The 21,391-nt window shown below is 70.8% G+C and carries 17 protein-coding genes; 9 read left to right on the plus strand and 8 right to left on the minus strand.

The genetic code is table 11. From position 1 onward, the window contains the following. Positions 1–187 precede the first annotated feature (187 nt). The 6 genes from ABOD76_RS04435 to ABOD76_RS04460 all read left to right on the plus strand — a co-directional run bounded on the left by ABOD76_RS04435 (position 188) and on the right by ABOD76_RS04460 (position 6,745). On the plus strand, positions 188–3,346 hold the full coding sequence (locus ABOD76_RS04435; RefSeq protein WP_350241819.1) for a GAF domain-containing protein: 3,159 nt from the start codon (positions 188–190) through the stop codon (positions 3,344–3,346). 556 nt (positions 3,347–3,902) lie between these two features. After that, complete coding sequence (locus tag ABOD76_RS04440) at positions 3,903–4,412, plus strand: hypothetical protein (RefSeq protein WP_350241821.1); 510 nt, start codon at positions 3,903–3,905, stop codon at positions 4,410–4,412. A gap of 158 nt (positions 4,413–4,570) precedes the next feature. Then, positions 4,571–5,188, plus strand: coding sequence for a M15 family metallopeptidase (locus tag ABOD76_RS04445; protein WP_350241823.1), 618 nt, complete (start codon positions 4,571–4,573; stop codon positions 5,186–5,188). A gap of 73 nt (positions 5,189–5,261) precedes the next feature. Continuing rightward, positions 5,262–5,609 carry a hypothetical protein gene (locus tag ABOD76_RS04450; protein WP_350241825.1) on the plus strand — a complete coding sequence of 116 codons (348 nt, stop codon included), beginning with the start codon at positions 5,262–5,264 and terminating at the stop codon, positions 5,607–5,609. Positions 5,610–5,756: 147 nt separating this feature from the next. Beyond that, complete coding sequence (locus ABOD76_RS04455; protein WP_350241826.1) at positions 5,757–5,879, plus strand: hypothetical protein; 123 nt, start codon at positions 5,757–5,759, stop codon at positions 5,877–5,879. Between the two features lie 275 nt (positions 5,880–6,154). Further along, positions 6,155–6,745 (plus strand): hypothetical protein, encoded by a 591-nt coding sequence (locus ABOD76_RS04460; protein ID WP_350241828.1) that lies wholly within the window; start codon positions 6,155–6,157, stop codon positions 6,743–6,745. Positions 6,746–7,154: 409 nt separating this feature from the next. Here ABOD76_RS04460 and ABOD76_RS04465 read toward each other — a convergent pair whose 3' ends face one another. Both ABOD76_RS04465 and ABOD76_RS04470 read right to left on the minus strand, forming a co-directional pair. Then, positions 7,155–7,421, minus strand: a complete 267-nt coding sequence (locus ABOD76_RS04465; protein WP_350241830.1) for a DUF4242 domain-containing protein — start codon at positions 7,419–7,421, stop codon at positions 7,155–7,157. Between the two features lie 36 nt (positions 7,422–7,457). Further along, entirely contained in the window at positions 7,458–10,946 is a 3,489-nt protein-coding gene (locus ABOD76_RS04470; protein WP_350241832.1) for an ATP-binding protein, read from the minus strand. 200 nt (positions 10,947–11,146) lie between these two features. Between ABOD76_RS04470 and ABOD76_RS04475 the strand changes: the two genes are divergently transcribed. From ABOD76_RS04475 to ABOD76_RS04485, 3 genes are all read left to right on the plus strand, one after another. Further along, a complete protein-coding gene (locus tag ABOD76_RS04475) occupies positions 11,147–11,662 on the plus strand; it encodes a hypothetical protein (protein ID WP_350241834.1) in 516 nt (171 codons plus the stop codon). A 141-nt stretch (positions 11,663–11,803) separates the two neighbouring features. Beyond that, a complete protein-coding gene (locus tag ABOD76_RS04480; RefSeq protein WP_350241836.1) occupies positions 11,804–13,000 on the plus strand; it encodes an acyl-CoA dehydrogenase family protein in 1,197 nt (398 codons plus the stop codon). Between the two features lie 316 nt (positions 13,001–13,316). Further along, complete coding sequence (locus tag ABOD76_RS04485) at positions 13,317–13,478, plus strand: hypothetical protein (protein ID WP_350241838.1); 162 nt, start codon at positions 13,317–13,319, stop codon at positions 13,476–13,478. 263 nt (positions 13,479–13,741) lie between these two features. Here the strand turns inward: ABOD76_RS04485 and ABOD76_RS04490 are convergent, their stop codons facing one another. The 6 genes from ABOD76_RS04490 to ABOD76_RS04515 form a co-directional block, all read right to left on the minus strand. Then, positions 13,742–14,776: a DUF1963 domain-containing protein gene (locus ABOD76_RS04490; RefSeq protein ID WP_350241839.1), complete on the minus strand. Its 1,035-nt coding sequence runs from the start codon at positions 14,774–14,776 to the stop codon at positions 13,742–13,744. 291 nt (positions 14,777–15,067) lie between these two features. Beyond that, positions 15,068–17,605: a polynucleotide kinase-phosphatase gene (locus ABOD76_RS04495; protein ID WP_350241841.1), complete on the minus strand. Its 2,538-nt coding sequence runs from the start codon at positions 17,603–17,605 to the stop codon at positions 15,068–15,070. Next, on the minus strand, positions 17,602–18,309 hold the full coding sequence (locus ABOD76_RS04500) for a hypothetical protein (RefSeq protein WP_350241843.1): 708 nt from the start codon (positions 18,307–18,309) through the stop codon (positions 17,602–17,604). Before ABOD76_RS04500 ends, ABOD76_RS04495 begins: the two co-directional genes overlap by 4 nt. After that, positions 18,306–19,073 carry a nucleotidyltransferase domain-containing protein gene (locus tag ABOD76_RS04505; protein ID WP_350241845.1) on the minus strand — a complete coding sequence of 256 codons (768 nt, stop codon included), beginning with the start codon at positions 19,071–19,073 and terminating at the stop codon, positions 18,306–18,308. Before ABOD76_RS04505 ends, ABOD76_RS04500 begins: the two co-directional genes overlap by 4 nt. Next, the gene (locus ABOD76_RS04510; protein WP_350241847.1) at positions 19,058–19,978 is read right to left on the minus strand and encodes a nucleotidyltransferase domain-containing protein; all 921 of its coding nucleotides are present in this window, start codon (positions 19,976–19,978) and stop codon (positions 19,058–19,060) included. Before ABOD76_RS04510 ends, ABOD76_RS04505 begins: the two co-directional genes overlap by 16 nt. After that, complete coding sequence (locus ABOD76_RS04515; protein WP_350241849.1) at positions 19,975–21,357, minus strand: 3' terminal RNA ribose 2'-O-methyltransferase Hen1; 1,383 nt, start codon at positions 21,355–21,357, stop codon at positions 19,975–19,977. The genes ABOD76_RS04510 and ABOD76_RS04515 overlap by 4 nt, the downstream gene beginning before the upstream one ends. Positions 21,358–21,391: the final 34 nt, after the last annotated feature.

Below are 21,391 nucleotides of genomic sequence, written 5' to 3' on the forward strand. Positions count from 1 at the left end.
GGGTGACGCACGGGGGGTCAACCCGATGCACCGGCTGGCCGGTCCCTGCCCGGTGGTGTGGGCCCCGCTGGGTAAGCCGCTTCTGCCGGTGACGGCCTTCCACGCCGGGTCGGGCCCCGAGGCTCTAGACTGCACGGACCGTGACCTTCCGCCGCTCCCTCCGCCGCCGCTTCAGGACGCCTGCCCCGTGACGCGTCCGCCTCAGGTGCCCGTCCCGGATGCCCTGGTTTCGCTGCTTGACCGCAGCCCGGACCCCTTTTTCAGCCTGGATCCGCACGGCGTCTTTGTGTACGCGAACGCGGCGGCCGCGGCCATGGTGCACCTGACGCCGGCGGACCTGATCGGCCGGTCGCTGGAAGCGGACTTCGGGTTCGCCTTCAGCCCCACCTGGCTGGACGCGAGCCGCTGCGCACAGGCGGAGCAGCGGCCGGTCCAGTACGACGCGTTCAATCCCGCGTTCGGCGGGTGGGTGCAGGTGCAGGTCGTGCCGGGCGCCTCCGGGCTGGGCGTGCACATCCGGAACGTGACCGAGCAGCACCGGACGGCGGCCCTGCAACGCTTCACCGCGGCCCTCACCAGCGTGCAGGTGGTGGACGACGTCGTGAAGGCCCTGATGCACGAAGCCACCACCGCGGCCGGCGCGCTCACGGGTTCGCTGGTCGTGCCGTCCGCGGACGGGGAGCATCTGCAGCTGCTGGACGAGGTGAACTACCCCGCGGCGCTCCGGGCCCGGTTTGAACGCTTCCCCCTGAGCCTCGACATCCCGGTGTGCGACGCCGCCCGGCGCCGCGTGCCGGTCTTCATCAGTGGTGAGCAGTTCGACCGGGCGTACCCGGACGCCGTGGGGGTGCGGGGGGAGCAGACGCGCAGTCTGGCGGCGCTGCCGCTGCTGCTGAACGGCACGCTGTGGGGCGTGCTGAGCCTGAGTTTCCAGGAGGAGCGGCACTTCGACGAACCGGAACGCACGTTCCTGCAGACCCTGGTGACGCTGGCCACCCAGGCGTTGATCCGGGTGAACGCGACGGTGTACCACCAGCAGCAGGCCGAACTGCTCGGCACCCTCAACCGGGTCAACCGGCTGGTCTCGGCGGAACTCGACCTGGGCACGCTGGTGCAGGCGGTCACGGACGCGTCGGTGGAACTGACGGGCGCCGCGTTCGGAGCGTTCTTCTACAACGTCGTCAACCAACGCCAGGAGAGCTACACGCTCTACACCCTCTCCGGCGCGCCGCGCGAAGCGTTCGCCGGGTTTCCGATGCCCCGCAACACTCAGGTGTTCGGCCCGACCTTCGCCGGGGACGGGGTGATGCGGGTCGCGGACATCACCCAGGACCCCCGCTACGGCCACAATGCGCCGCACCACGGGATGCCGGAGGGTCACCTGCCGGTCCGCAGTTACCTGGCGGTGCCGGTCGTGTCGCGCCGCGGTGAGGTGCTGGGCGGCTTGTTTTTCGGGCACCCGGAACCGGGGGTGTTCGACGACCGCGCCGAGCAGCTGGCGCTCGGGCTCGCGACGCAGACGGCCGTCGCGCTGGACAACGCCCGGCTGTACCAGCAGCTGCAGGACAGCCACACGCAGCTGGAAGGCCGGGTGCGGCAACGCACCGAGGAACTCGAAGCGCAGGCGACGTCCCTGGACGCTTTCGCGGCGTTGACCGAGGCGGTCGGCAGCGAGACGAATGTGCGCGCCCTGGCCCGGCAGGCGATCGCCGTGCTGCGCACGCGGTTTCCGGACGACGCCGTGGGCTACTACGCCCCGGACGGCCCCGTCTGGACGCTGCGGGAATGGAGCGACAACATGGACCCGGCGGTGGTGCGGTCGCTGCAGGCCGGGCTGCCCAGCGACACGCCGGCCATCACGAGCGTGCTGCGCACCCGCACCCCGGTGTACGTGGACGGCTGGGACGCCGACCGGGAACAGGTCGAGCGCTCGGAGGGCTTTGGGGCGGTGGGCGCGTTCCCGCTGGTGGTGGAGGGGGACGTGCTCGGCATCCTGTCGATGGGCCGCACCGGCACGTCCTGCTGGACTGAGCGCGACAAGGCGTTGTTCGGCGCGGTCGGGCGCAGCTTCACCCTGGCGCTGGAGCGCGCCGCGCAGACAACACACATGGAAGCGCAGCGCGACGCGCTGGACGCCCGGTCGCGCGCCCTGGAGGCATTTGCGCTGCTGACGCGCGACCTGACCACCGCCGGGGACAGCCTCGCGCTGGTCCGGCGCGCGCAGGAGATCCTGATGTCGCTCCTGCCGGAGGGGTACGCCCTGTACTGGCAGCCGGAGCAGGCCCGCTGGGTCAGCCGCTCGCAGGTCGGGCAGCTGGGCGACCCGGACCTGCAGCGGGCGGTGGACGCCGGGCTGCTCCGGGGGCACACCGCCCCCCTGGACCGGGCCTGGCAGACGCGACAGCCGGTGTTCGAGGACACCTCCACCCAGGGCGCCGACACGGATCCGGACGTGGCGCCGCATGTGCGCGCCGCCGCCATGCTCCCGGTGCTGGTCAACGGCGCGGTGCACGGCCTGCTGGGCGTGGGGGTGCTGGTGCAGCGGCAGTGGACGCCGATGGACCAGGCGGTGCTGGAGACGGTCTCGCGCAGCCTGGGCCTCGCGCTGGAAGGCGCGGAAAGCGCGCAGGCGCTCCGGCTGCGCACCCGGGACCTGGAGCGCAGCAACGCGGAACTCGAGCGCTTCGCCTACGTCGCGTCGCACGACCTGCAGGAGCCGCTGCGGACCGTCGCGAGTTTCGCGGAGCTGATCGACCTGCGCTACAGTGCCGTGCTCGACGAGCGGGGGCGCCGCTATCTGCACCTCGTCAGCGATGGCGCGCAGCGGATGAAGACCCTGATCGACGACCTGCTGGTGTTTTCACGCCTGGGGGCGGTGCATGAACCGCAACAGCAGGTGGCGCTGCACGACCCGCTCCGCGAAGCGCTGCGGGGCCTGCAGGCCGCCGTGGAGCACAGTGGCGCGGTGGTCACCCATGACCCGCTGCCCAGCGTGAACGGCTCGCCGTCCCAGCTCACGCAACTCTTCCAGAACCTGCTGGGCAACGCCATCAAATTCCGCCGGGAGGACGTCCCCCCGGAGATTCACGTGGCGGCGCGGCGGGAGCCGGACGGCTGGCGGTTGACCGTGCAGGACAACGGAATCGGCTTCGAACCGCAGTACGCCGAGCGGGTGTTCCAGATGTTCCAGCGGCTGCACATGCGGCAGCACTACGCGGGCAACGGGATGGGGCTGGCCATCGTACGGAAAATCGTGGAGCACCACGGGGGCCGGATCTGGGTCGACACCAGACCCGGAGAGGGCAGCGCCTTTCACTTCACCCTCCCGCACCAATCCGCGCAGTAACGGGGGCTGGGCGGGCCCGGGCGGCGCTCCCGCTCGAGGCAGCGGCCCAGGTCCACCCTGGGCGCCGCGCCGGCGGGGGACCTCGTTGGTCGCCCGCGGCTCGACCCGGGGCCGGCGTGCTCCCACCTCCTGCTGGTCGTGGCCTGGGCGCCGTGGTCCTCCCGCTGGCCCGACTGCTGTTCCAGTGGAGCGGGCCAGCACGGGCCCACGACGCGGCCGTGCAGGCGCCCGACATGCTGCTCACCGTGCCGAATCTGCCGACCGACCTGGCCCGGGTCTGGGCGTGGTGCGCGGGTCCATATCCATCTGGGCGTGCGCCCGGGTGAAGCACAGGGCTCACTGAACGACGGAGGGGCACGGACATGCTTCCCTTTGGCAGGGGGCCGGCGATACGGGCCCGCCTTGTACGCTTGTGCGGGGTGGGGTCGAAGTTCGGCTAACGCCAGCGACCACCGCCAACACTCGCGAAGGGTCGTCTGATCACCCACCCTTTTGCATTCCTGCTGCTGTCCCCTACCTGTGAGGCGGCCGCAGTTGAGGGGGCTTACACTGGCGTATGGCCAACGCCTCCTCGGCCCCGTCGCGTTCCGGCCTGGTCCGTAGAGCCGCGCCGCCCCTCAGGTCCCGGCTGACCTTGAGGCCGCAGGCCACCGGCCAGGTCACGTCCAGCGACACTGCCGTTCTGGTCAGCCAGTGGACCTCGGGGGACCCCAGGCTGCGGATCGGGATAGGCTCCTGGTCCAGGATTCCGGCGGGCCGGGTCAGCCGGGTGACCTTGGACGCCCAGCGCGTGACCCTCACGCGTCCTAAGCGCACCCTCTTCACCAGGGCAGCGACAGAGAGTACCTGGGACTGGGAGCACTTCAACCTGCGCCCCGAGCGGAAGGCCGCCATCACCACCTGGCTGGACGTGCAGAACAGCTGGGGGTTCCTCGAGGTGGCCCCTGACCTTGGCTCAGTGCCCCTGGAGTGCTCCCGTTCGCTGGACACCACCATGGACGATTCGACCAAGGTCTGGTTGAGCTGTGACGGGCGGGCGCCATGGATCAACGACGGCACCCCCTGAGGCTGTTGGGCGTGGCCAGTCTGGTCCTGGCGCCAGTGGCGATGGCTCAGCCGCTCACAGCTGAAGAGCAGACTCGGGTCACCCGGCTGATCCAAGCCTACCCGGACTTCCTGGCCAGGCTCGATGGGAAGGAGCTGGTCTGGAAGGACGGCACACGCATGCCGCTCACCCATAACGCCACCAGGTCCTACTCCGCGCGGCTGGATCAGCCGGGCCTGCTGGATCAGCTGGAACTGCCCTACCCGGCCTGTCAGTCCTTGAACACGCCCTCCTTCACCTTCGATCCTGGGCGCACCCGCTACGAGCCGCTGTTCTTCAAGATGTATGGCGCCAGTGCCCGCGAGGTCCGCTCCCACCTGGAGCCAGTGAACTGGTTCGGGCAGACGGTACAGGTCACGGGGGTGAACGGCGCGGCCGCCTCCCTGCGGGCGGTCGCCAACGAGGTTGCTCAGCATCCGGAACTGCTGCGCTACGTACATCCCAGCGCGGGGACCTTCCTGTGGCGTAAGGTGGCGGGCACACCTCGGCAAAGTGTTCATAGTTTCGGGGCCGCCATCGACCTGAACACGGCGTACTCGGACTACTGGTTGTGGCGTGGCTTCAAAGAAGGGCAGCCGGGCATCCGGTACCGCAACCGACTGCCGCTGGCCCTGGTCCAGATCTTCGAGCGGCACGGGTGGATCTGGGGTGGGCGTTGGTACCACTACGACACCATGCACTTCGAGTACCGCCCTGAGCTCACCAGTGCGGCGACCTGCGGCGTGTCTGCCCCCTGACTTCGTCCGCTTGCCAGGACGCCTCCGCCGGTCCACCATCAGGACAGGGAGGCCGCGACTCCCAGGAGGCAGGATGGCCGCGAACGAGGTGCCGTACCGACTCGAGGAAGGCAGCGCGCTCCAGGTGGCAGACGTGCAGGGCTGGCCCTGGCAGCTGGATGGCCAGGACTGGGTGAAGGCCGGTCACTGCCCGCGCTGCGGGCATCCGGTCAGCAAACGGCTGGTGATGACCACGTACCCGGTGCGGCCGGACATGACCGAGGAGAGGTGGCACGGCCCGCTGGCGTGGCGCGCCCCTCAGCACCCATCCGCTCCGCGCGGCACCATGCTGGTCTTCTGCGACTGCACCGTGCCGCATGCCGACGGCAAGTCCGGCTGCGGCTTCTTCGTGCGGGGCATCGCCGGTCCCGGCGGCGCCTGAGCATGCCCCTGAGCGACGCCGAGATCGCCCTGAAGTGGGAGGACGCGGCGCAGCTGCTGCCGTTCACCGCGGCCGAGCGGGTGCAAGCGGCCCTCCCTCAGCACCTGGGAGTGGCAGATCCCGAACTCCCCCTGGTTCACGGCGTTCGTGTTGCAAGGCATGTACTGGTGCCTGCCGCTGTTCATCCTGCACGCCGACAGGACCCGGACTCGCTTCGCAGACCTGCCGTCTTCCCTGTCGTGGAGTGAGGTGGTGGCGCTGCTGGTGTAGGTGTTGAGCTTCGTGCTGGCCCAACGTCGCGACCGGGTTCAACGCGTGGCGCTTCGGCAACAGTTGCCCAGCGCTCTGGATGTTCACCGCCGGATTCACGGCCCTCCAGGGCTGGGGCGACTCCGGTACACACATCGACCCGAGCTTCCAGAGCTTCAGCCTGCCGGTGAGCGTGCTGTGATTCGAGTTTCTCCACTTCAGCTGCTGGCCGCGCGTTCGACGCACCTTCCCAAGTCGGCAGGCACACGTCCGGCGTGCACGTTGAGGAGCCCACGGTGGACACTGTCACTGCACACGCCGCTCCAGCGAACAGCGGGATCACCCTCACTGTCTGGCTGGAGTCCGCCACCGCAGACCTCGCGCCTCCAGCAGCCAAGCACCTCACCGAGGCGCTGCGGGCGCACGTGCAGGACGCGATCGAAGCGGGCCTGACCGAAGCGCAGGCGGTGCGGGACATGGGTGATCTCGCAGCCGCGGCTCGGCAGTACGTGCGCAGCTACCTGGCGGCCGGGTGGAGCTCCCTCAGCCAGATCTACCCGATGAGATTCGGGCCGTTCACCGACTGGCTGCCGCTCCTGGTTGTGCTCATCCAGCTGGTCCCGGGCACCGACAGCCACGCCCTGCCGTGGGCCCCGCTCGGGGTGCTGGTGGCCTGGCTGGTGAGCGTGCCGCTCACCCACCGCCTGGACGGCAGCCTGCGCTCTGTCGTGCGCGGGCTGATCGGCGCTGTCCTCGCGGCGCTCACGAGTGGCATCGGTGGCCTGCAAATGCACCCACTGACGTGGAGCCAGGGTCTCACGGTGGGGTTCGGTGTCCTGGGTTCCGCCATCTCTGCTGTCGTGCTGACCAGATACCTGGCGCGCTAGCGCCGGGCCAGCATGCATCACCACAGGCCAGTCCGTCGCCTCCGCTGATCGCGTTAAGGATCACGACCCGTCTGTGGAGCAAAAGAAGCCGACTCGCGGGTCGCCTTGAGGTCTCAGCCGCAGGACCCCGCGCTCCGAGTTGTCGACGGGGACCACAGCGTTCAGGACCGAGCCGGTGCCGGCTCCGGGTTCGGTCGGGTCACCGTGCGGGACGCCTGCGAGATCGCTGACGGCCTGAACGAAGCTGCTCAGCCCAGAGCCGTCCTTACACCGTGGCCGGCGGTTGAAGCGGATGCAGCGGGATGAACGGCGCATCAACGGAGCGTTCGCGACCCTGACACCGGCGCTTGCATCACCGGCCCCGGGCGAACGATCGACACGTCGTGCAGTGAGCGCCCCCGCTGCTGATCTACTGAAACATCCCGGGGAGGAACTCCCGCACCACCACCGCCCCGTCGAAGGGAATGTGGGCCCTCCGGGCGTGTTCGATCAACGCTTCCAGCGACGGCGCTTCGTACTCGCAGTAGATCTTGCTCTCGTCCTCGGCGTAATACGACCGGACCCACGTCACGCCCGGCAGGCCCTGCAGGGCGTCCTTGGCACGGATGAATCCGGCGTCGAACTCCTCGGGTGTAGGGGTAGCGTCCAGGGTCCGGCTGATGATGTATCTGGGCATGGGGTTCCTCCTTCGTGCCGAGGGAACGCAGATCAGTCACGCAGGTCCAGCTGCCGCAGCTGGGCGCTCAGCCGACGTCACGCCTTCGGCGTCTCCCGTCTGTCGTCGCAGGTTCAGGGAGTGCTCGAGTGCCGCTCTGGCCGGCGCCCACCGGCCGAGCGCCTGCTGGCTGGCGGCCAGGCTGGACAGCACGTACGCTTCGGCCTGCGGGTCCCGGACGCGGCGCACCAGCTCCAGCGCCTGCTCACTGCACCGGATCGAGGCATCGAATTGCCCCTGATCGCGGTACACCACTCCGAGGCTGGCCACGGCAGCCGCCTGCACCGCCGTGTCGTTCACGGTCCCGGCCTGGTCCGCGGCGGTCCGGTACGTCCGGGCGGCCTCGTCCAGGTGCCCGAGGCGCCACAGCAGTCCGGCCCGGTCGAGCAGCAGGCGCGGCAGGCGCGCGGCCGCGCGCGGGTCGCTGACCCCGTCCCGGCACAGCGCTTCCGCGGCGCGGACCGCGTCGAGCGCCTCGGTGGGCTGGGCAAGGCCGCCGTCCAGCGCGCGCGCGAGCAGGAGCAGCGCGTCCGCCAGCGCGAACCGTTCGTCCTGGTTGCCGGTCACGGTGTAGGTCAACTCCAGCGCTTCGACGGCCCGGCGGTACACCCTGACCGCGCCGGCCGCGTCCCCCATCCGCTCCAGCGCGGTGGCCAGGCCCAGGAACGGGTGGCCCTGATGGCGGAAGTCCCGCAGCGTCAGCGCTTCCTGGGCGGCCAGCCGGTACTGCGCCAGGGCGTGTTCCGGGCGGTTCAGGGCCAGGTAGAGCTCGGCGCACGCCATGTGCCGGGCGACCACGATCTGCGGGGTCTGGACGCTGCGGCTCAGCTGCAGCACCTGAAGCTGCACCTGCAGCGCCTGCTCCAGCTGGCCACGTTGCCGGTGGATGCCCGGCAGGACGCTCAGGGCGGAGATCTCCCCCGCGACGTCGCCCAGCTCACGAAACAAGCGGGTGGCGTGTTCCGCCCGGTCCAGGGCATCCCCGGGGCGGCCCAGGCGCAGCAGCAGCTGCGCGAGGTTGCTGGTCAGCACCGCGCAGGCCCGCGCATCGCCCAGCGCCTGGAACAGTTGCAGCGCCTGCTCGCCCGACTGCAGCGCCGCCTTGAACGCGCCCTGCTGCCATCCGAGGTAGGCGAGCTCCTGATGCAACCGCGCCTCGCCCGCCTGGTCGCCCAGCCGGCGGTACAGCCGCAGCGCCTCATCCCGCGCCGCGGCGGCCCCGGCGCCGTCCGAACGCGCGGTGCAGGCGGTAACCAGCCGCACCAGCGCCTCGGCGCGCCGCTGCTGGTGACCCTGGCGGGTGGCCAGGGCCAGCATCGCCTCGACGACACTCACCTGCTCGTCCGGCAGCTGCATCCGCTCAAGCAGCCGCTCGCGCACCGTCAGCAGCGCGTACCGGGGTTCGTCCGCGTCCGGCAGGTGCGTAGCGGCGTCCAGGGCGACCGAGGTGTACTTCAGGGCGGACGCCCAGGACTGATCGGCCTCGGCCTGCCGCGCGGCCCGCAGCAGCTGGTCCAGCGCGTCCGCCCAGCACTGTCCCGCCAGCAGGTGATGCGCCCGCTCCGCGGCGCTGTGAAGGTCCGCCGCCAGCGCGGCCGCCACCTGCCGGTGCAGGACCAGCCGCCGGGGGAGCGACAACCCGCCGTACAGCACCTGACGTACCTTGTCATGCGAACACTGCAGGCGCTGATCCGCTTGTTCCGACAGCAGCTGCGCCTGGAGCAGCGCGTCCACCAGCGGCACGAGCGCCGGCACCGGCAGCTGCGCCGCGCGGCCCAGCAGGTCCAGGTCGACGGGCCGGCCCAGCACCGCACTCAGCTGCAACACGGTCCTGGCCGGTCCCGGCAGCCGCTGCACCCGCGCCTCAATCAGCGCGCGGACCGGCATGGGCACGTGCTCGTGCTGGCGGGTCCAGCGTTCCGGGAAGACCCTGCAAAGCGGCCCGCCCGCGTCCGCCTCCACCACACCGGTGTCGGTGAGCCAGCGCAGATACTCCAGGGCGAAGAACGGGTTGCCTTCCGACTCGGCCTGCAGCACGCCGGCCAGCCAGGCGCGGTCCGCCTCGTTCAGCCGCGACCGGCCGGCCAGCAGGTCCCGCAGGTCCGCCGCCTGCAGCCGCGGCAGGCGCAGGACGTGCAGCGTCCGGTGCTCCGCGGCGCCCTCCAGCCAGCCGGTCAGCTGCGCCTCATCCTCGCTGCGGTACGTCACGATCAGCAGCACCCGCTCCTGATGCAGCCGCCGGGCGGCGAAACTCAGGAACGCCAGGGTGGTGGGCTCCGCCCACTGCAGGTCGTCGATGAACAGCACCAGCCCCCCCGGTCTGGACGCCTGGATCAGGGCCGCCAGCAGGTCCGCGAACGGCGGGCCGCGGGGCGCGTCCGCCGGCCACGCCTCGGACGCGCCGCGCGGCGGGCCGCCTCCACCCAGGCGGTCCTGCGGCTCCAGCAGCGGGTCCAGGGCGTCCAGCACCGGGTCCAGCGGGGCCGACAGCTCCCGCTGAAACGCGCGTCCGCTCAGCACGCACGCCCCCTGCGCGCTCAGCGCCTGCAGCGCGGCCGTCACCAGGTGCGTCTTGCCGACCCCCGCCTCCCCCGCGACGGCGACCAGGCGGCCCTCGCCGGCCAGGGCCGCGCGCCAGTGCGCGTCGAGGGTGGCCAGGGCGTCCATCCGTCCGACCACGGTCGGGCGTGCCCCGGACGCCGGACGGTCCCGGTCCGGGGCGGGCAGTTCCCCCCGCAACAGCTGCTCATTGAGCGCCTGCAGCCGGGCGGAGGGCGCCGTGTTCAGGTCACGTTCCAGCTGGGCGCGGTACTGCAGGTACGACGCGGCGGCCTCGGCTGGCCCGCCCGCCCGGGCGAGACTCACCATCAGCTGCTCCTGCACCGACTCGCGGTACGGGTCGAGCTGACCGGCCTGCCGACACACCTCCGCCGCCGCACGGTGCTGACCGCTCAGGGCCAGACACGCCGCGTACCCTTCCAGCAGCTCGAGCTGCTGACGCCGCCAGCGCTCCCTGGCGTCCTGAGCCCACGGCGCGTACGGGTCGTCGGCGTACAGCTCGCCGCGCAGGTGCGGCAGCGCCAGGCGGTACGCCGTGATCGCCTCCGCCACCCGCTGCTGGCGGCGCAGCTGCTCGGCGCGCTGGTGCGCCCGGTCGACTTCCAGCACATCCACCTGCGCGTGGGCCGGGTCGAACCGGTAGCCGGGACGCACCTGCAGGACGTGACGCGAGTCCGGGCCGCGCCGCAGCGCCGGTTCGAGTTGCCGCCGGAGGACGCTCACCGCCGCCCGCAGGCACTGGGCGCCCGCGGACGCGCTCAGGTGCGGCCACAGCGCCTCGATCAGCTCATCGGCCGAGACGACCTCGCCCGGCCGGATCAGCAGCACCTTCAGGACCGCGGCGGTGGTCGGCCGCGCCCACACGACCGGCTGGCCGTCACGCCACACCCGGAATGCGCCGATGAGGTGAACCGTCAACACCGCCATCTCCACCCCCTGCTCCTGAGCACGTTGGTGGCTCCATTATGCGCGCCGCTCGGCGCAACAAGCCCGGCAACAATCCGGCAACGTCCGGGGGGCATGCTCGTGGTGGCGGCCAGCGCCGCCCTCGGACCGCCAGAACCAGTCCGGGTTCGCCCTTTGCGGAGGGCCAGGAGGGGCGAGGAGCTCGCCCAGGAGGTCGGATCATGACACGACGTGTATCGAACGTGTACCGGACGGTGGCCCTGCTGACAGGCGCGCTGCTGCTCACCCCGCAAGCGGGCCACGCCTTGGTCGTGACTCACCCCGCGTCCGACCTGCCAGGCGCGGGTCAACCCGCCCTGGCACCCGCCCCGGTGGGCCGGTTCTTTGACACGGTGGGCGAGGCCGCGCAGGCCGCCGATGCGCAGGCGGAGCAGCGGCAGCAGCTCGCCCAGGCGCTGCTCGGCTTCAGTACCCACAGCGCCAGCGCCGACCGGTGCATGACCCTGCGCGAGGCGCTGGCCGGGTATCTGCAGGAGCTGGGTTTCACCCCGAGCTGGCAGCTCAATGTCCAGTCGGGCGCGCGGCACTACGAGGTGTGGTTCGGGCCGGACCTGAACGCCTCGGTGCTGCTCACCAGCTGGATGGACGGCGCGTTGATGTCGATGCAGACGAACCTGCAGCTGGGGCCGCTGGACGTGGGCGACGCCGTGGCGCTGTCCGGACGCCCCGCGCGGTGAAGGCCACGGCGGTGGGCCCACTGGGCCAGCGCCCGCCACGTTTCCAGTACACTCGACGTACCGTACGTGGTCACTGCCGGGCCGGGAGGCCGGCCGAGGTCCGTCGAAGGTGGGGCCCATTCACGCCGTGGGAGGCACCGCATGCTGAGTCCGACGCTCACGCCCGATTCGCCCTGGCGCTTCCCCGACGCGCTGCTGGACCGCTGCCACCAGCGGGCGCCCGTGTACGACCGGGAGAACCGCTTCTTCAGCGAGGATTTTGAGGAGCTGCGGGACGCCGGGTACCTGAAGCTGGCCCTGCCCGCCGCGCTGGGCGGCGCGGGCCTCTCGCTGGCGGGCGTGTGCGCGGCCCAGCGCCGCCTGGCGTATCACGCGCCGGCCACCGCGCTGGGCCTCAGCATGCACCTGTACTGGACCGGAATGGCGGCCGAGCTGAGCCAGGCGGGCGACCCCACGCTCCGCTGGCTGCTGGAGGAGGTCGCCGCTGGGGAAGTGCTCGCGTCCGGCCACGCCGAAGCGGGCAACGATCTCCCGATCGTGTTCTCCAGCGCCCGGGCCGAACGGCAGGACGGCGGCTACCGCCTCTGGGGCCGCAAGCAGTTCGGGAGCCTCTCGCCGGTCTGGACGCGCCTGGGCCTGCATGCGCTGGACGCCACCATCCCGGACCAACCGGCCATCATCCATGCGTTCCTGCCCAGGGACACGCCGGGCAGCCGCATCGAGTGGACCTGGGACGCGCTCGGCATGCGGGCCACCCGCAGCGACGACACCGTGTTGGACGGCGCGTTCATCCCAGACCGCTACGTGGCGCGGCGACTGCCGGCCGGGACCATCGATGCGGAGCCGTTCATGCTCAGCCTGTACGCCTGGCCGCTGCTGCAGTTCGCCGCGGTGTACCTCGGCCTGGCCGAACGCGCCCGCGACCTGGCGATCACCTCCGTGCGGACCAAGACCTCGGTCGCCCTGGGTGGACGCCGCCTGGCCCACCACCCGGAAGTGCAGCACCGCGCGGCGGAGCTGACCATGACGCTCGACGCGATGGTGGCCCACCTGGACGTCACGCTGCGCGACTGGACGGCGCGCGTGCCACACGACCTGGGCTGGCCCGCGAAGATCGTCGCCACAAAATACCACTGCGTTCAAGGCGCCCAGCGCGTGGTGGACCTGGCGCTGGACCTCAGCGGTGGGGGCGGGCTGTTCCGGCAGAACGAACTGGAACGCTTGTACCGCGACGTCCGCTGCGGCGCGTTTCACCCGGCCAACGCGGCCGTGACCCACGAGCTCGTCGGCAAGACCGCCCTGGGCGTGCTGGGAGCAGACGGCGCCCGCTGGGGCTGAACGAAACGCCGTCAGACCGAATGCCGGGACACCACGACCCGCGTCACACCGGACGGCCAGCGCCGAGCTGAACCGCCCGGCTGACGGTCCAGTCCGGTTCAGCAACCCCGCCGTGACCGGGGTGGACCCGAGAAGAGGCAGCGCCCGGCCTCCAGGGCCGTCCTGGCCGCTGCCTCCCGCGCCGCCCATCGGTTGGTCCAGATCGTCACCTGACCCGCAAGTGCCGTGCCCACCCGACTCCCCTGTCGGGCCCAACTTCGCTTGACGTTGTCCAGCCTTCTGGCGGAAGGAGATTGCCATGTGTCAGCACCCGGAAATGCTTATTCACAGCGTAAGTGACCGCATCGAGACCATCCATACGGACGCGCTCGAGCGGCAGTTGGCGCGGCAGGCGATGGACCTCCGCCTGACCGCTCCCCGCGTCTGGGACGGGCTGCGCCACGTGTGTTCGCGGATGCTTCGTCTGCAGTTTCACTGAGGTGGCCCAAGTGCGGACGTGAGCATGTCTGGTTGAGGCGGCGAGGCTCCGTCCGGCGGTCACACGGTTCCGGTCTTCAACGGAGTCCACGCCGCCTTCACCCGGCCATCACTGTTCTGGAGCGGCACACCGCGGACCTCAGTGATGACGATCCACCCCCTTCCCTCGCCGGAACCACGAGAGCCATCCTGAACCCCACGTCACGCCACCGCCGGAAGGCCCGCAGAACATGGCGCTTGATTGCAGGTCACCCATCTGCCGCGTCAGCTGCAGACCCAGTTGTAGGCGACCCGGCTGAAATCCGCGCGCGAAGTCGTCCGGGTGGATGAAGAAATTGCAGACGCCGGCGTCCCCCACATCAGCGCCAGGTCGTCGTCCGACTGGAGCAGCACCTGCGGATCCTCCACCCGTCGGGGGTCCGCCGGCGTGAACGTCGGGTACCCGCCCAGCTTGTGCCCGGTCCCCGTGAGCCTGGCGTAGCGCTCAGCGAGATCATCCGGGTGTACGTCCTCCGAAAGCGCCCAGAGGCTTGATCCGGTGAGCTGCTCGAGCAGCCGGTCGTCGGACGTGACCGGTCCGCTCCTCAGGGTCCCGACGAGGATGAATTCCAGCGTGGGATCGTGCGGCAAGCTTCCATCCGGGTCGGAGAACCGGTCTGGAACGGTGTGGTCAAGTCGCTTGGCGTCCTTGATCACGTCCGCAAAGTACCGGACGCGAACGTTCGCGTCGACCGCCAGGCTGGTCATGTCGAGGCTCCGGTCAAAATTCGCGCCATACAGGTCGTCCTCCCAAATGAAGTACTGCACGATGCCCCGCTCCGGGAAGCCCGGCAGGGGAGGAAACTCGGCAAAGTCGATCTGCGCCAGGAACACGAGCGGCGTGCCGTCGTGCGCGAGCGGCCACACATCTCCTGGAGGTCGACACGGCCGGCCGCCGAGCTTGCTGGTCCACGCCGGCCCTGGTCCTCGCTTTCCCTCCAGGTGCACGTAGGTGCGCACGGTCGCCTCAGGGGCGTCCCGGCACGGGTTGAGGAGGTTCGGGAGGCGCCACGCCAGCCGCGGCACGCTCGGTTGTTGCCGGTCCCCCTTCACGGCCGGCTCGTATCCGTTGCGGCGTGTCTCCGCCAGCCGCTTCACCGCTTCCTCCTCGGCCGCCTGACGTGTCGGGAAGGTGTAGAGTTGCACGGCTCCGTCCGTGCCGATCCGTCCATACCGCAACCTGAGGGTCACGCCGTCGACCGTGACCGCATAGCATTCGTGGCCGCCGCGGGTGTCACTGAACTCCAGGTCGCTGCTCATCGCCTCCGAGCGTGCCGCGCCACCGGGCGCCTCCAGGCTCCATTCGTGGTGGAGCTTCGTGTCCATCTTCCTGGTGTCCGCCCCACGATGACGGGGACGCCTCACCCTGCCGGAGACCCGGTCCGCTCCGATCATGACGTCACCGGCTGAGGTCGTCCGGCGGGCTCGGGCCCTGCATCGCGGATGGCCACTCTGAGGCACTTGGATCGGCCCGATCAAGTCAGACAGGACGCGCGGGTGGGCCAACCTCAAGGGGCCGCTCCCCATGCTGCGCCTCCCCAACCTGCCCGTTCAGAGTCGAGGATCCAGCACTTCGCTCTCCAGCGCCAGCACACCGACCGCGCACTCGTGCACTCGCCGCAGCGGCTCTTGCCGCACGAAGCGTTCCAGCCCCTCCACCCCCAGCGCGAACTCACGCAGGGCCAGGGTGCGTTTGCCACTGAGCCCCCGGGAACGCAGCCGCTCAAGATGCTCCGGCAGGGTGTACTCGGGCCCGTAGATGATCCGCAGGTACTCCCGCCCCCGCACCTTGACGCCCGGCTGCACCAGCCCCTTGCGGCCACGGGCGACAAACGAGGCGGGCTTCACCACCATGCCCTCGCCGCCCGCCGCCGTGAGCGCCAGCCACCATGCTTCCGCCTCGTCGCAGCGCTCGGGGTCGTTGAGGTCAACCCGGCGGTGGGCCGTCTGGATGAACAGGTCCGGCGCCACCCCGGCCAGCCGACCGAGCCGCTCCAGGTGCCAGGCGTGGTCCCGCTCGACATGCACGGCCCCTTCACTGGCGAGCAGGTGGAACGGCGCCACCCGCAGGTCCGCCACGGACGACACGCGGCGCACGTGCTGCCGGTACGCCTGGACGTAGCCCTGCGTCAGCTGCTGGCGCTGCCGGGTGCGGTCCAGCAGGTCCTCCAGCGGCAGCCCGCGCCCAACGGCCGCCTCCAGCACGGCCAGCTCGGCCGGCAGGGTCGCGCCCGCTGCCGCGCCGACCGCCGCGTACTGGCCGCGGATCAGACTCCCCGCCTTCAGCGACCACGGCAGGATCTCGGCATCCAGCACCACCCAGTCGGTCTGCAGCTCCTCCCAGAGGTCCGCCTGGCTCAGGGCCTCGCGGGTCCGGGCGAGCACCGCCTCCTCCATCGCCCGGTCCTCGAAGAATGGCCGCCCGGTGCGGGTGTACACCACCCCGGCGCGGCCGTCCCGGATGCCGAACCGCCGGGCGGCGCTCGTTGCGTCCCGGCTGACCACCAGCACTGCCCGCGAGCCCATGTGCTTCTCCTCGCACACCACCTGCTCCACCCCAGCGCGCCGGTAGTGCTCGAATGCCTCCGCGGGGGATTCCAGGTAGCCCTCCCGCCGGCTGGTTTCACTGGGCGACATGGTGGGCGGCAGGTACACCAGCCAGCGCGGGTCGACGGCGAAGCGGCTGACTGCCTCCAGCGCGGCTGCCGCCTCATCCTCCTGGATGGTGACGCGTCCCCGCAGCCGGGTCTCGATCACCCGCTTGCCGGTCACGTCGCCGAGGTCGAGCAGCTCGTCGTGGGCCTGCTGGGCAGCACGCCACGCCTCCACCCGCAGCGGCCGGACCGGTTCGCTGTACACGTGATGGGCCGGCACGCTCACCAGCTGCAGCTCCGGGTACCGCAGGGCGGTCAAGGCCCCGCCGAACACGCAGCCGGTGTCGATGTCGATGGTGCCATTCAGCCACTCCGCCTGCGGGACCGGCGTGTGCCCGTAGACGACCCTGGCCTTGCCGCGGTACTCGGCCGCCCAGTTCAACCGGACCGGCAGCCCGAACTCGTCGGTTTCCCCGGTCGTCTCGCCGTACAGCGCGAACGCGCGGACGCGGCCGGACGCCCGCCCCTGCAGGGCTTCCTTCATGCCGGCGTGCGCCGCCACCACCCGGCCGTCATCCAGCACCGCGTGGCTCACCAGCCCCCGGATGAAGTCAGCCACCGCGCGGCGGAACTCGGGGGGTTCGTGTTCCAGCTGCTCCAGCGAGCGTTCGAGCCCGTGCGCCACCTTGACCCGTTCGCCCCGGAGGGCCCGCCCCAGCTTCTCGTCGTGGTTGCCCGGCACGCACAGCGCGGTGCCCGCCTCGACCATGCCCATCACCAGCCGCAGCACACCAGGGGTATCGGGGCCGCGGTCCACCAGGTCGCCCAGGAAGACGGCCGTGCGGCCTTGCGGTGGCGTGACCTGCGCGCCGTCCACGGTGTACCCGAGCTGGGCCAGCAGCTCCACCAGTTCGTCCCGGCAGCCGTGCACGTCCCCGATAAAGTCAAAGGGCCCGTGCAGGTGCCGCAGGTCGCTGTAGAGGCGGGTGCGGGTGAACGTGGCAGTCTCCACTTCCTCCGGGGTGTGCAGCACCGTGACCTGCCGGAAGCCCTCGGCCTGCAGCTTGCCGAGCGACCGGCGCAGCTGCATCACCTGCTGCGGGATGACGTGCGGGCCGAAGGTGCGGTCGCTGCGGGCACGGTGCCGCTCGGTCAGCACGCCCTCCGGCAGGTCCAGCACCAGCGCCACCGGCAGCACGTCGAACTCCTTGGCCAGCGTCACGATGCGCCGTCGGGCGTCCGCCTGCACGTTGGTGGCGTCGATGACCGTCAGCAGACCTCGCTTCAGGCGCTGGCGGGCCACGAAGTACAGCGCCTCGAAGGCGTCGTGTGTGGCGTCCTGGTCGTTCTCATCGCCACTGACCATCAGGCGGAAGGCGTCGCTCGACAGCACCTCGCCGGGACGGAAGTGGGCATGGGCGAAGGTGGTCTTTCCGGAGCCGGACGCGCCGATCAGGGCCACCAGGCAGAAAGCCGGCAGGGAGATGGAGGTCATGGTGTCACCAGAAGGGCGGCTTCGAGACGCAGCAGGGCACCAGGGGCATCCGGGCGGGCTTCGTCGTTCTGCACCAATGTCTGTGCCGGGGGACCGGAGCGCAGCCATCGATACAGGGTGTCGGTCGCGACTCGGGTGGCGAAGGCGTCCCATCCTCGGCCCAGAGCCAGCTCGGCGATGTGCTGATGTACAAACGTCGCCAGATGATCAATGGCCACTGGCCCAGCCGTCAGCCAGCGGTCGAGATAGCGCTCGAACGCTTCCGGAGGCTCGATTTCCCCCAGATGCTCGAGGTGTTCGTCTGGACCGCCCGCTGGGTCGGACAGGGCATCCAGCCACCAGACCATCAGGTAGCCCCGGATGGCCTGAACCTGCGCGGAGCTCCAGGTCGTCCAGGGCGCGTACTTCAACCGGCGAATGACCCAGCCGGCCCCCAGCCCCTGCAGTTCGCCCTGGGCCACCAGATCCAGCAGCCGGGGCAGAAAGTACCTGAAATCCGCTTCCTCCCCCACCGTGTCCGGCACGTTGTAGGCATAGGACTGCAGCTCGTCCGCCATCAGCTGCTCCCTCGGCACGTCGACCAACCGCTGCAACTCCGCTTCGCTAATGCAGCAGTTGGTGCAGCCGGTCACGTGAACCGGTCGCGGGACGTCGGAAAAGGCCCGGTGCAGCGCAGCGACGGCCCCCTGCAGGTCCTCCGTCATGCCCGCAGCCTCAGGCGCACCATCAGGTCGCTCAGGGCAGCCTCGACGTCCGGCGCAACCTTCGCGGGCAGGGACGTGGACACCCTCGCCTCGTCCAGCTCACCGGTCAGCCGCCGGAACTCCGCTTCGTAGCGGGTCAGGTCCCCGTCTAGGGGTTCCTTTTCCCGCCCCGACCGCTTCCGGGCCATCAGCTCGTCGAGGTACGGCAGCCGCGCGTCCTCGTTCAGCACGGCCAGGTTGGCTTCGATCTCACCGGTCCGCATCAGGTGCAGGCCGGTCAGGAGGGTGCGGAAGGTGTAGAGCAGCGGCTTGATCCTCAGGGGGTCATCGCGGTTCAGCAGCTTCCACTGCCCGGCGCTGAAGCCCAGGTAGTGGTGCGCGTGAAATCGGGTCACGCAGCGGCGACCCAGCGAGATCAGCTCGGCGTGCTCCGGCGTGGTGGCGATCACCAGCGGCGAGTGCAACTGTTCCAGCACGTAGCCGTTGGGCTTGAGCATCAGGGTTATGAACTTGCGCAGGTCGTGGGTCACCAGGTCGCGCTCCAGGCCGTCCACGATCCGCTCGTCTCCGATGGTTTCGCGCCGCTCGTGCAGGCCGAGGACCTCTCGGGCCGGCAGCACGTGCACGCCGCGCAGGTCCCAGTCGCTGTCGGGGCTGGGAAAACCGTACAGGTGCGCTCCGCTGACCGTGGCGAACACGAGCGGGTAGGGGTGAGTCAGAGCCGCGCCCTGCAGCGGGGCCGGAACGGTCAGGGACGTGGGCATGAGGGGGTCTCCAGCTGGGCGCGGCGGGCGCGGATCAGGTAGGCGTTCACCCGCGCGTAGTCGGGGCGGTCGGGGAGCCGGCTGCGCGCCACCGCGGCGTCGAACTGGCGGTGCAGCGCGAGCCGCCAGCGGTTCAGTTCGTCCCAGGGCAGCTCGCCGCGCTTGACGGCCAGCAGGGCCTCGCGGTGCTCGCCGACGTGCACCAGCACCTCGCCCCGCTCCAGCACCGCGATGCCGGAGAGCAGCAGGCGCAGCAGGTGCATGGCGTGCTTCCAGCGGATCTCACCGTGGGTGCGCAGGTCGGCCTCCAGCCGCTTGAACTGGCCCATCACGTAACCGTTGTACGTCTGGTACACCAGGTTGGACAGGAACGCGCCCCTCATGTCCAGCAGCGCCTGGGCCAGCGGGGTGGCGTGCTCGACCAGCGTGCTGGACAGTACCTCCAGCACGTTGGGGTTGGCCTTGAGCGCCAGGGTCAGGAACTTCTTCAGCTCCCAGTACACTTCCTGGGTCTGCTCGTTCTCCAGCTGCTCCGGCACGCCCCACAGCGACCAGTGCTGCTCGGCGGTGGGCAGGTAGAACCCGCGCCGGTCCGTGTCGGAACTGTCGGTGTCCAGCCCGAAGGCCCGCGAGCCGACGATCACCCGCAGCTGCACCTGCGGCCACAGCTCGGTGTCCTCCGGCGGTACCAGCGCCTGATGCTCGCGATACAGGCTCAGCTGGCGTCGGAGCAGGCTGTGCGTGTGGCCGTCGGGGAACTGGACGCGGTAGGCGTGCAGCGGGTCGGTCGGCGCCTGCACCACGACGCCCAGCGCCCCAGCCGGCTGCAGCACCGTCCCGCTGGGGGTGTGCAGCACGATCCGCGTCACCACGCGGGTGCCGAGGGGCAACAGCGGGGCGGTCACGCCGGGCCTCTTTTGAACACGGCCATCTGGGTCGCGGGACCCAGTGCCGGGTCCTCCTCGCCGACCGGCTTGAAGACGACGCTGTACCCGAAGGTGTCCGCCACCCGCTCAGCCCAGCTCCTGAACGTGCGGCGGTCCCACTCGAAGCGGTGGTCCTGATGGCGGGTCTCCCCCTCCCCGAGAAAGGGATAGCGGGCGTTGTACTCGGCGTTGGGCGTGGTGACGACCACCGTGCCGGGCCGGGCGTCGCCGAAGACCACCCGCTCGAGCGTCCACAACCGGGCCTCGTCCAGGTGCTCGATGACTTCCACCAGGGCGGCCGCGTCGTAGCCGCGCAGCCGGGCGTCGCGGTAGGTCAGCGAGCCCTGGATCAGCTTCAATCGGGCCCGCACGGTGGGCGGGAGCTCCTCCAGACGCAGGTACCGCTCCGCGCGGCTCAGCTCGCGGGCGCTCACGTCCAGGCCCACGATCTCCCGGAACTGCGGGTTGGCCAGCAGGAGCCGCACCAGGTGCCCCTCTCCGCAGCCGAGGTCCAGCACCCGCGCCGCCCCGCTGGCGGTCAATTCCGCCTCCACGGCCTGGAGGCGCTGGTCGTTCAGGGAGGGGGCGGCCACACGGGTCTCCTGCTCGCGTTCGGTCTCCTGGTCGGCTTCTCCGAAGGCGACCCGCGCCAGGCGCAGCAGATCTCGCTGGTGCTTGAGGGCGCGCCGCACGATCAGGTCCCGCTCCGGGTGGCCGGCCAGCCAGCCGTCGCCCAGCCGCTGCAGCCGCTCGATCTCGTCCTCACTCACGAACGAGTGCCGGGCGTCGTCCAGCACCGGGATCAGCACCGTCAGCTGGGCGAGCAGCACCTGCAGCGGCACGGTGCCGCTGAGCTTCAGGTCCAGGTAGGGGCTGTCGCCCCACTCCGGGAACTGCGGGTCCAACGGCAGTGGGCGGGCGTCCACCCGGTACCCGAGCGGCCCGAACAGCCGGGCCGCCAGGTCCGGGCTCCCCCGGCTGGGCAGGGCCGGCAGGTGCACCTCGAACGGCAGCGCCTGCCGGGCGAGGTCCGGCCGCTCCTTGCTGCGGCCGCTCATCGCCGTGCCGAACGCCTCCCGGAGGGCCGCGGTCAGGAAACTGCTGGCCGCGTACGGCCGGTCGTTCACGTACGGCTCCAGCGGCGCGCCGCTCCCCTGCCCCGTCCGGCCACGCGACAGCTCCACCGGATCGAGCGCCACCAGCAGCGCCGCGGTGCAGCGGTCCTCGCGGGCCTCGGGGTAGAACACCCGGCCCTGGCCCATCGGGACGCTGAAGGAGAACACCCGCTCGGGGTGCTTGTGGAGCAGGTAGCCGAGGTCGGTGGCCGGGTGGTGCGTGGTGGTCAGGGTCAGCAGCATGGGGCACTCCTCGGACACTTCAGTGATGCTTACG

Source organism: Deinococcus sonorensis KR-87 (assembly GCF_040256395.1).
In the GTDB taxonomy this organism is placed as follows: Bacteria; Deinococcota; Deinococci; order Deinococcales; family Deinococcaceae; genus Deinococcus; species Deinococcus sonorensis.

Coding starts and splice junctions, on each gene's coding strand:
- ABOD76_RS04440 (WP_350241821.1), top strand. CDS start 3,903: ATGGCCAACGCCTCCTCGGCCCCGTCGCGTTCCGGCCTGGTCCGTAGA.
- ABOD76_RS04445 (WP_350241823.1), top strand. CDS start 4,571: ATGCCGCTCACCCATAACGCCACCAGGTCCTACTCCGCGCGGCTGGAT.
- ABOD76_RS04450 (WP_350241825.1), top strand. CDS start 5,262: ATGGCCGCGAACGAGGTGCCGTACCGACTCGAGGAAGGCAGCGCGCTC.
- ABOD76_RS04465 (WP_350241830.1), bottom strand. CDS start 7,421: ATGCCCAGATACATCATCAGCCGGACCCTGGACGCTACCCCTACACCC.
- ABOD76_RS04470 (WP_350241832.1), bottom strand. CDS start 10,946: ATGGCGGTGTTGACGGTTCACCTCATCGGCGCATTCCGGGTGTGGCGT.
- ABOD76_RS04475 (WP_350241834.1), top strand. CDS start 11,147: ATGACACGACGTGTATCGAACGTGTACCGGACGGTGGCCCTGCTGACA.
- ABOD76_RS04480 (WP_350241836.1), top strand. CDS start 11,804: ATGCTGAGTCCGACGCTCACGCCCGATTCGCCCTGGCGCTTCCCCGAC.
- ABOD76_RS04485 (WP_350241838.1), top strand. CDS start 13,317: ATGCTTATTCACAGCGTAAGTGACCGCATCGAGACCATCCATACGGAC.
- ABOD76_RS04490 (WP_350241839.1), bottom strand. CDS start 14,776: ATGAGCAGCGACCTGGAGTTCAGTGACACCCGCGGCGGCCACGAATGC.
- ABOD76_RS04495 (WP_350241841.1), bottom strand. CDS start 17,605: ATGACCTCCATCTCCCTGCCGGCTTTCTGCCTGGTGGCCCTGATCGGC.
- ABOD76_RS04500 (WP_350241843.1), bottom strand. CDS start 18,309: ATGACGGAGGACCTGCAGGGGGCCGTCGCTGCGCTGCACCGGGCCTTT.
- ABOD76_RS04505 (WP_350241845.1), bottom strand. CDS start 19,073: ATGCCCACGTCCCTGACCGTTCCGGCCCCGCTGCAGGGCGCGGCTCTG.
- ABOD76_RS04515 (WP_350241849.1), bottom strand. CDS start 21,357: ATGCTGCTGACCCTGACCACCACGCACCACCCGGCCACCGACCTCGGC.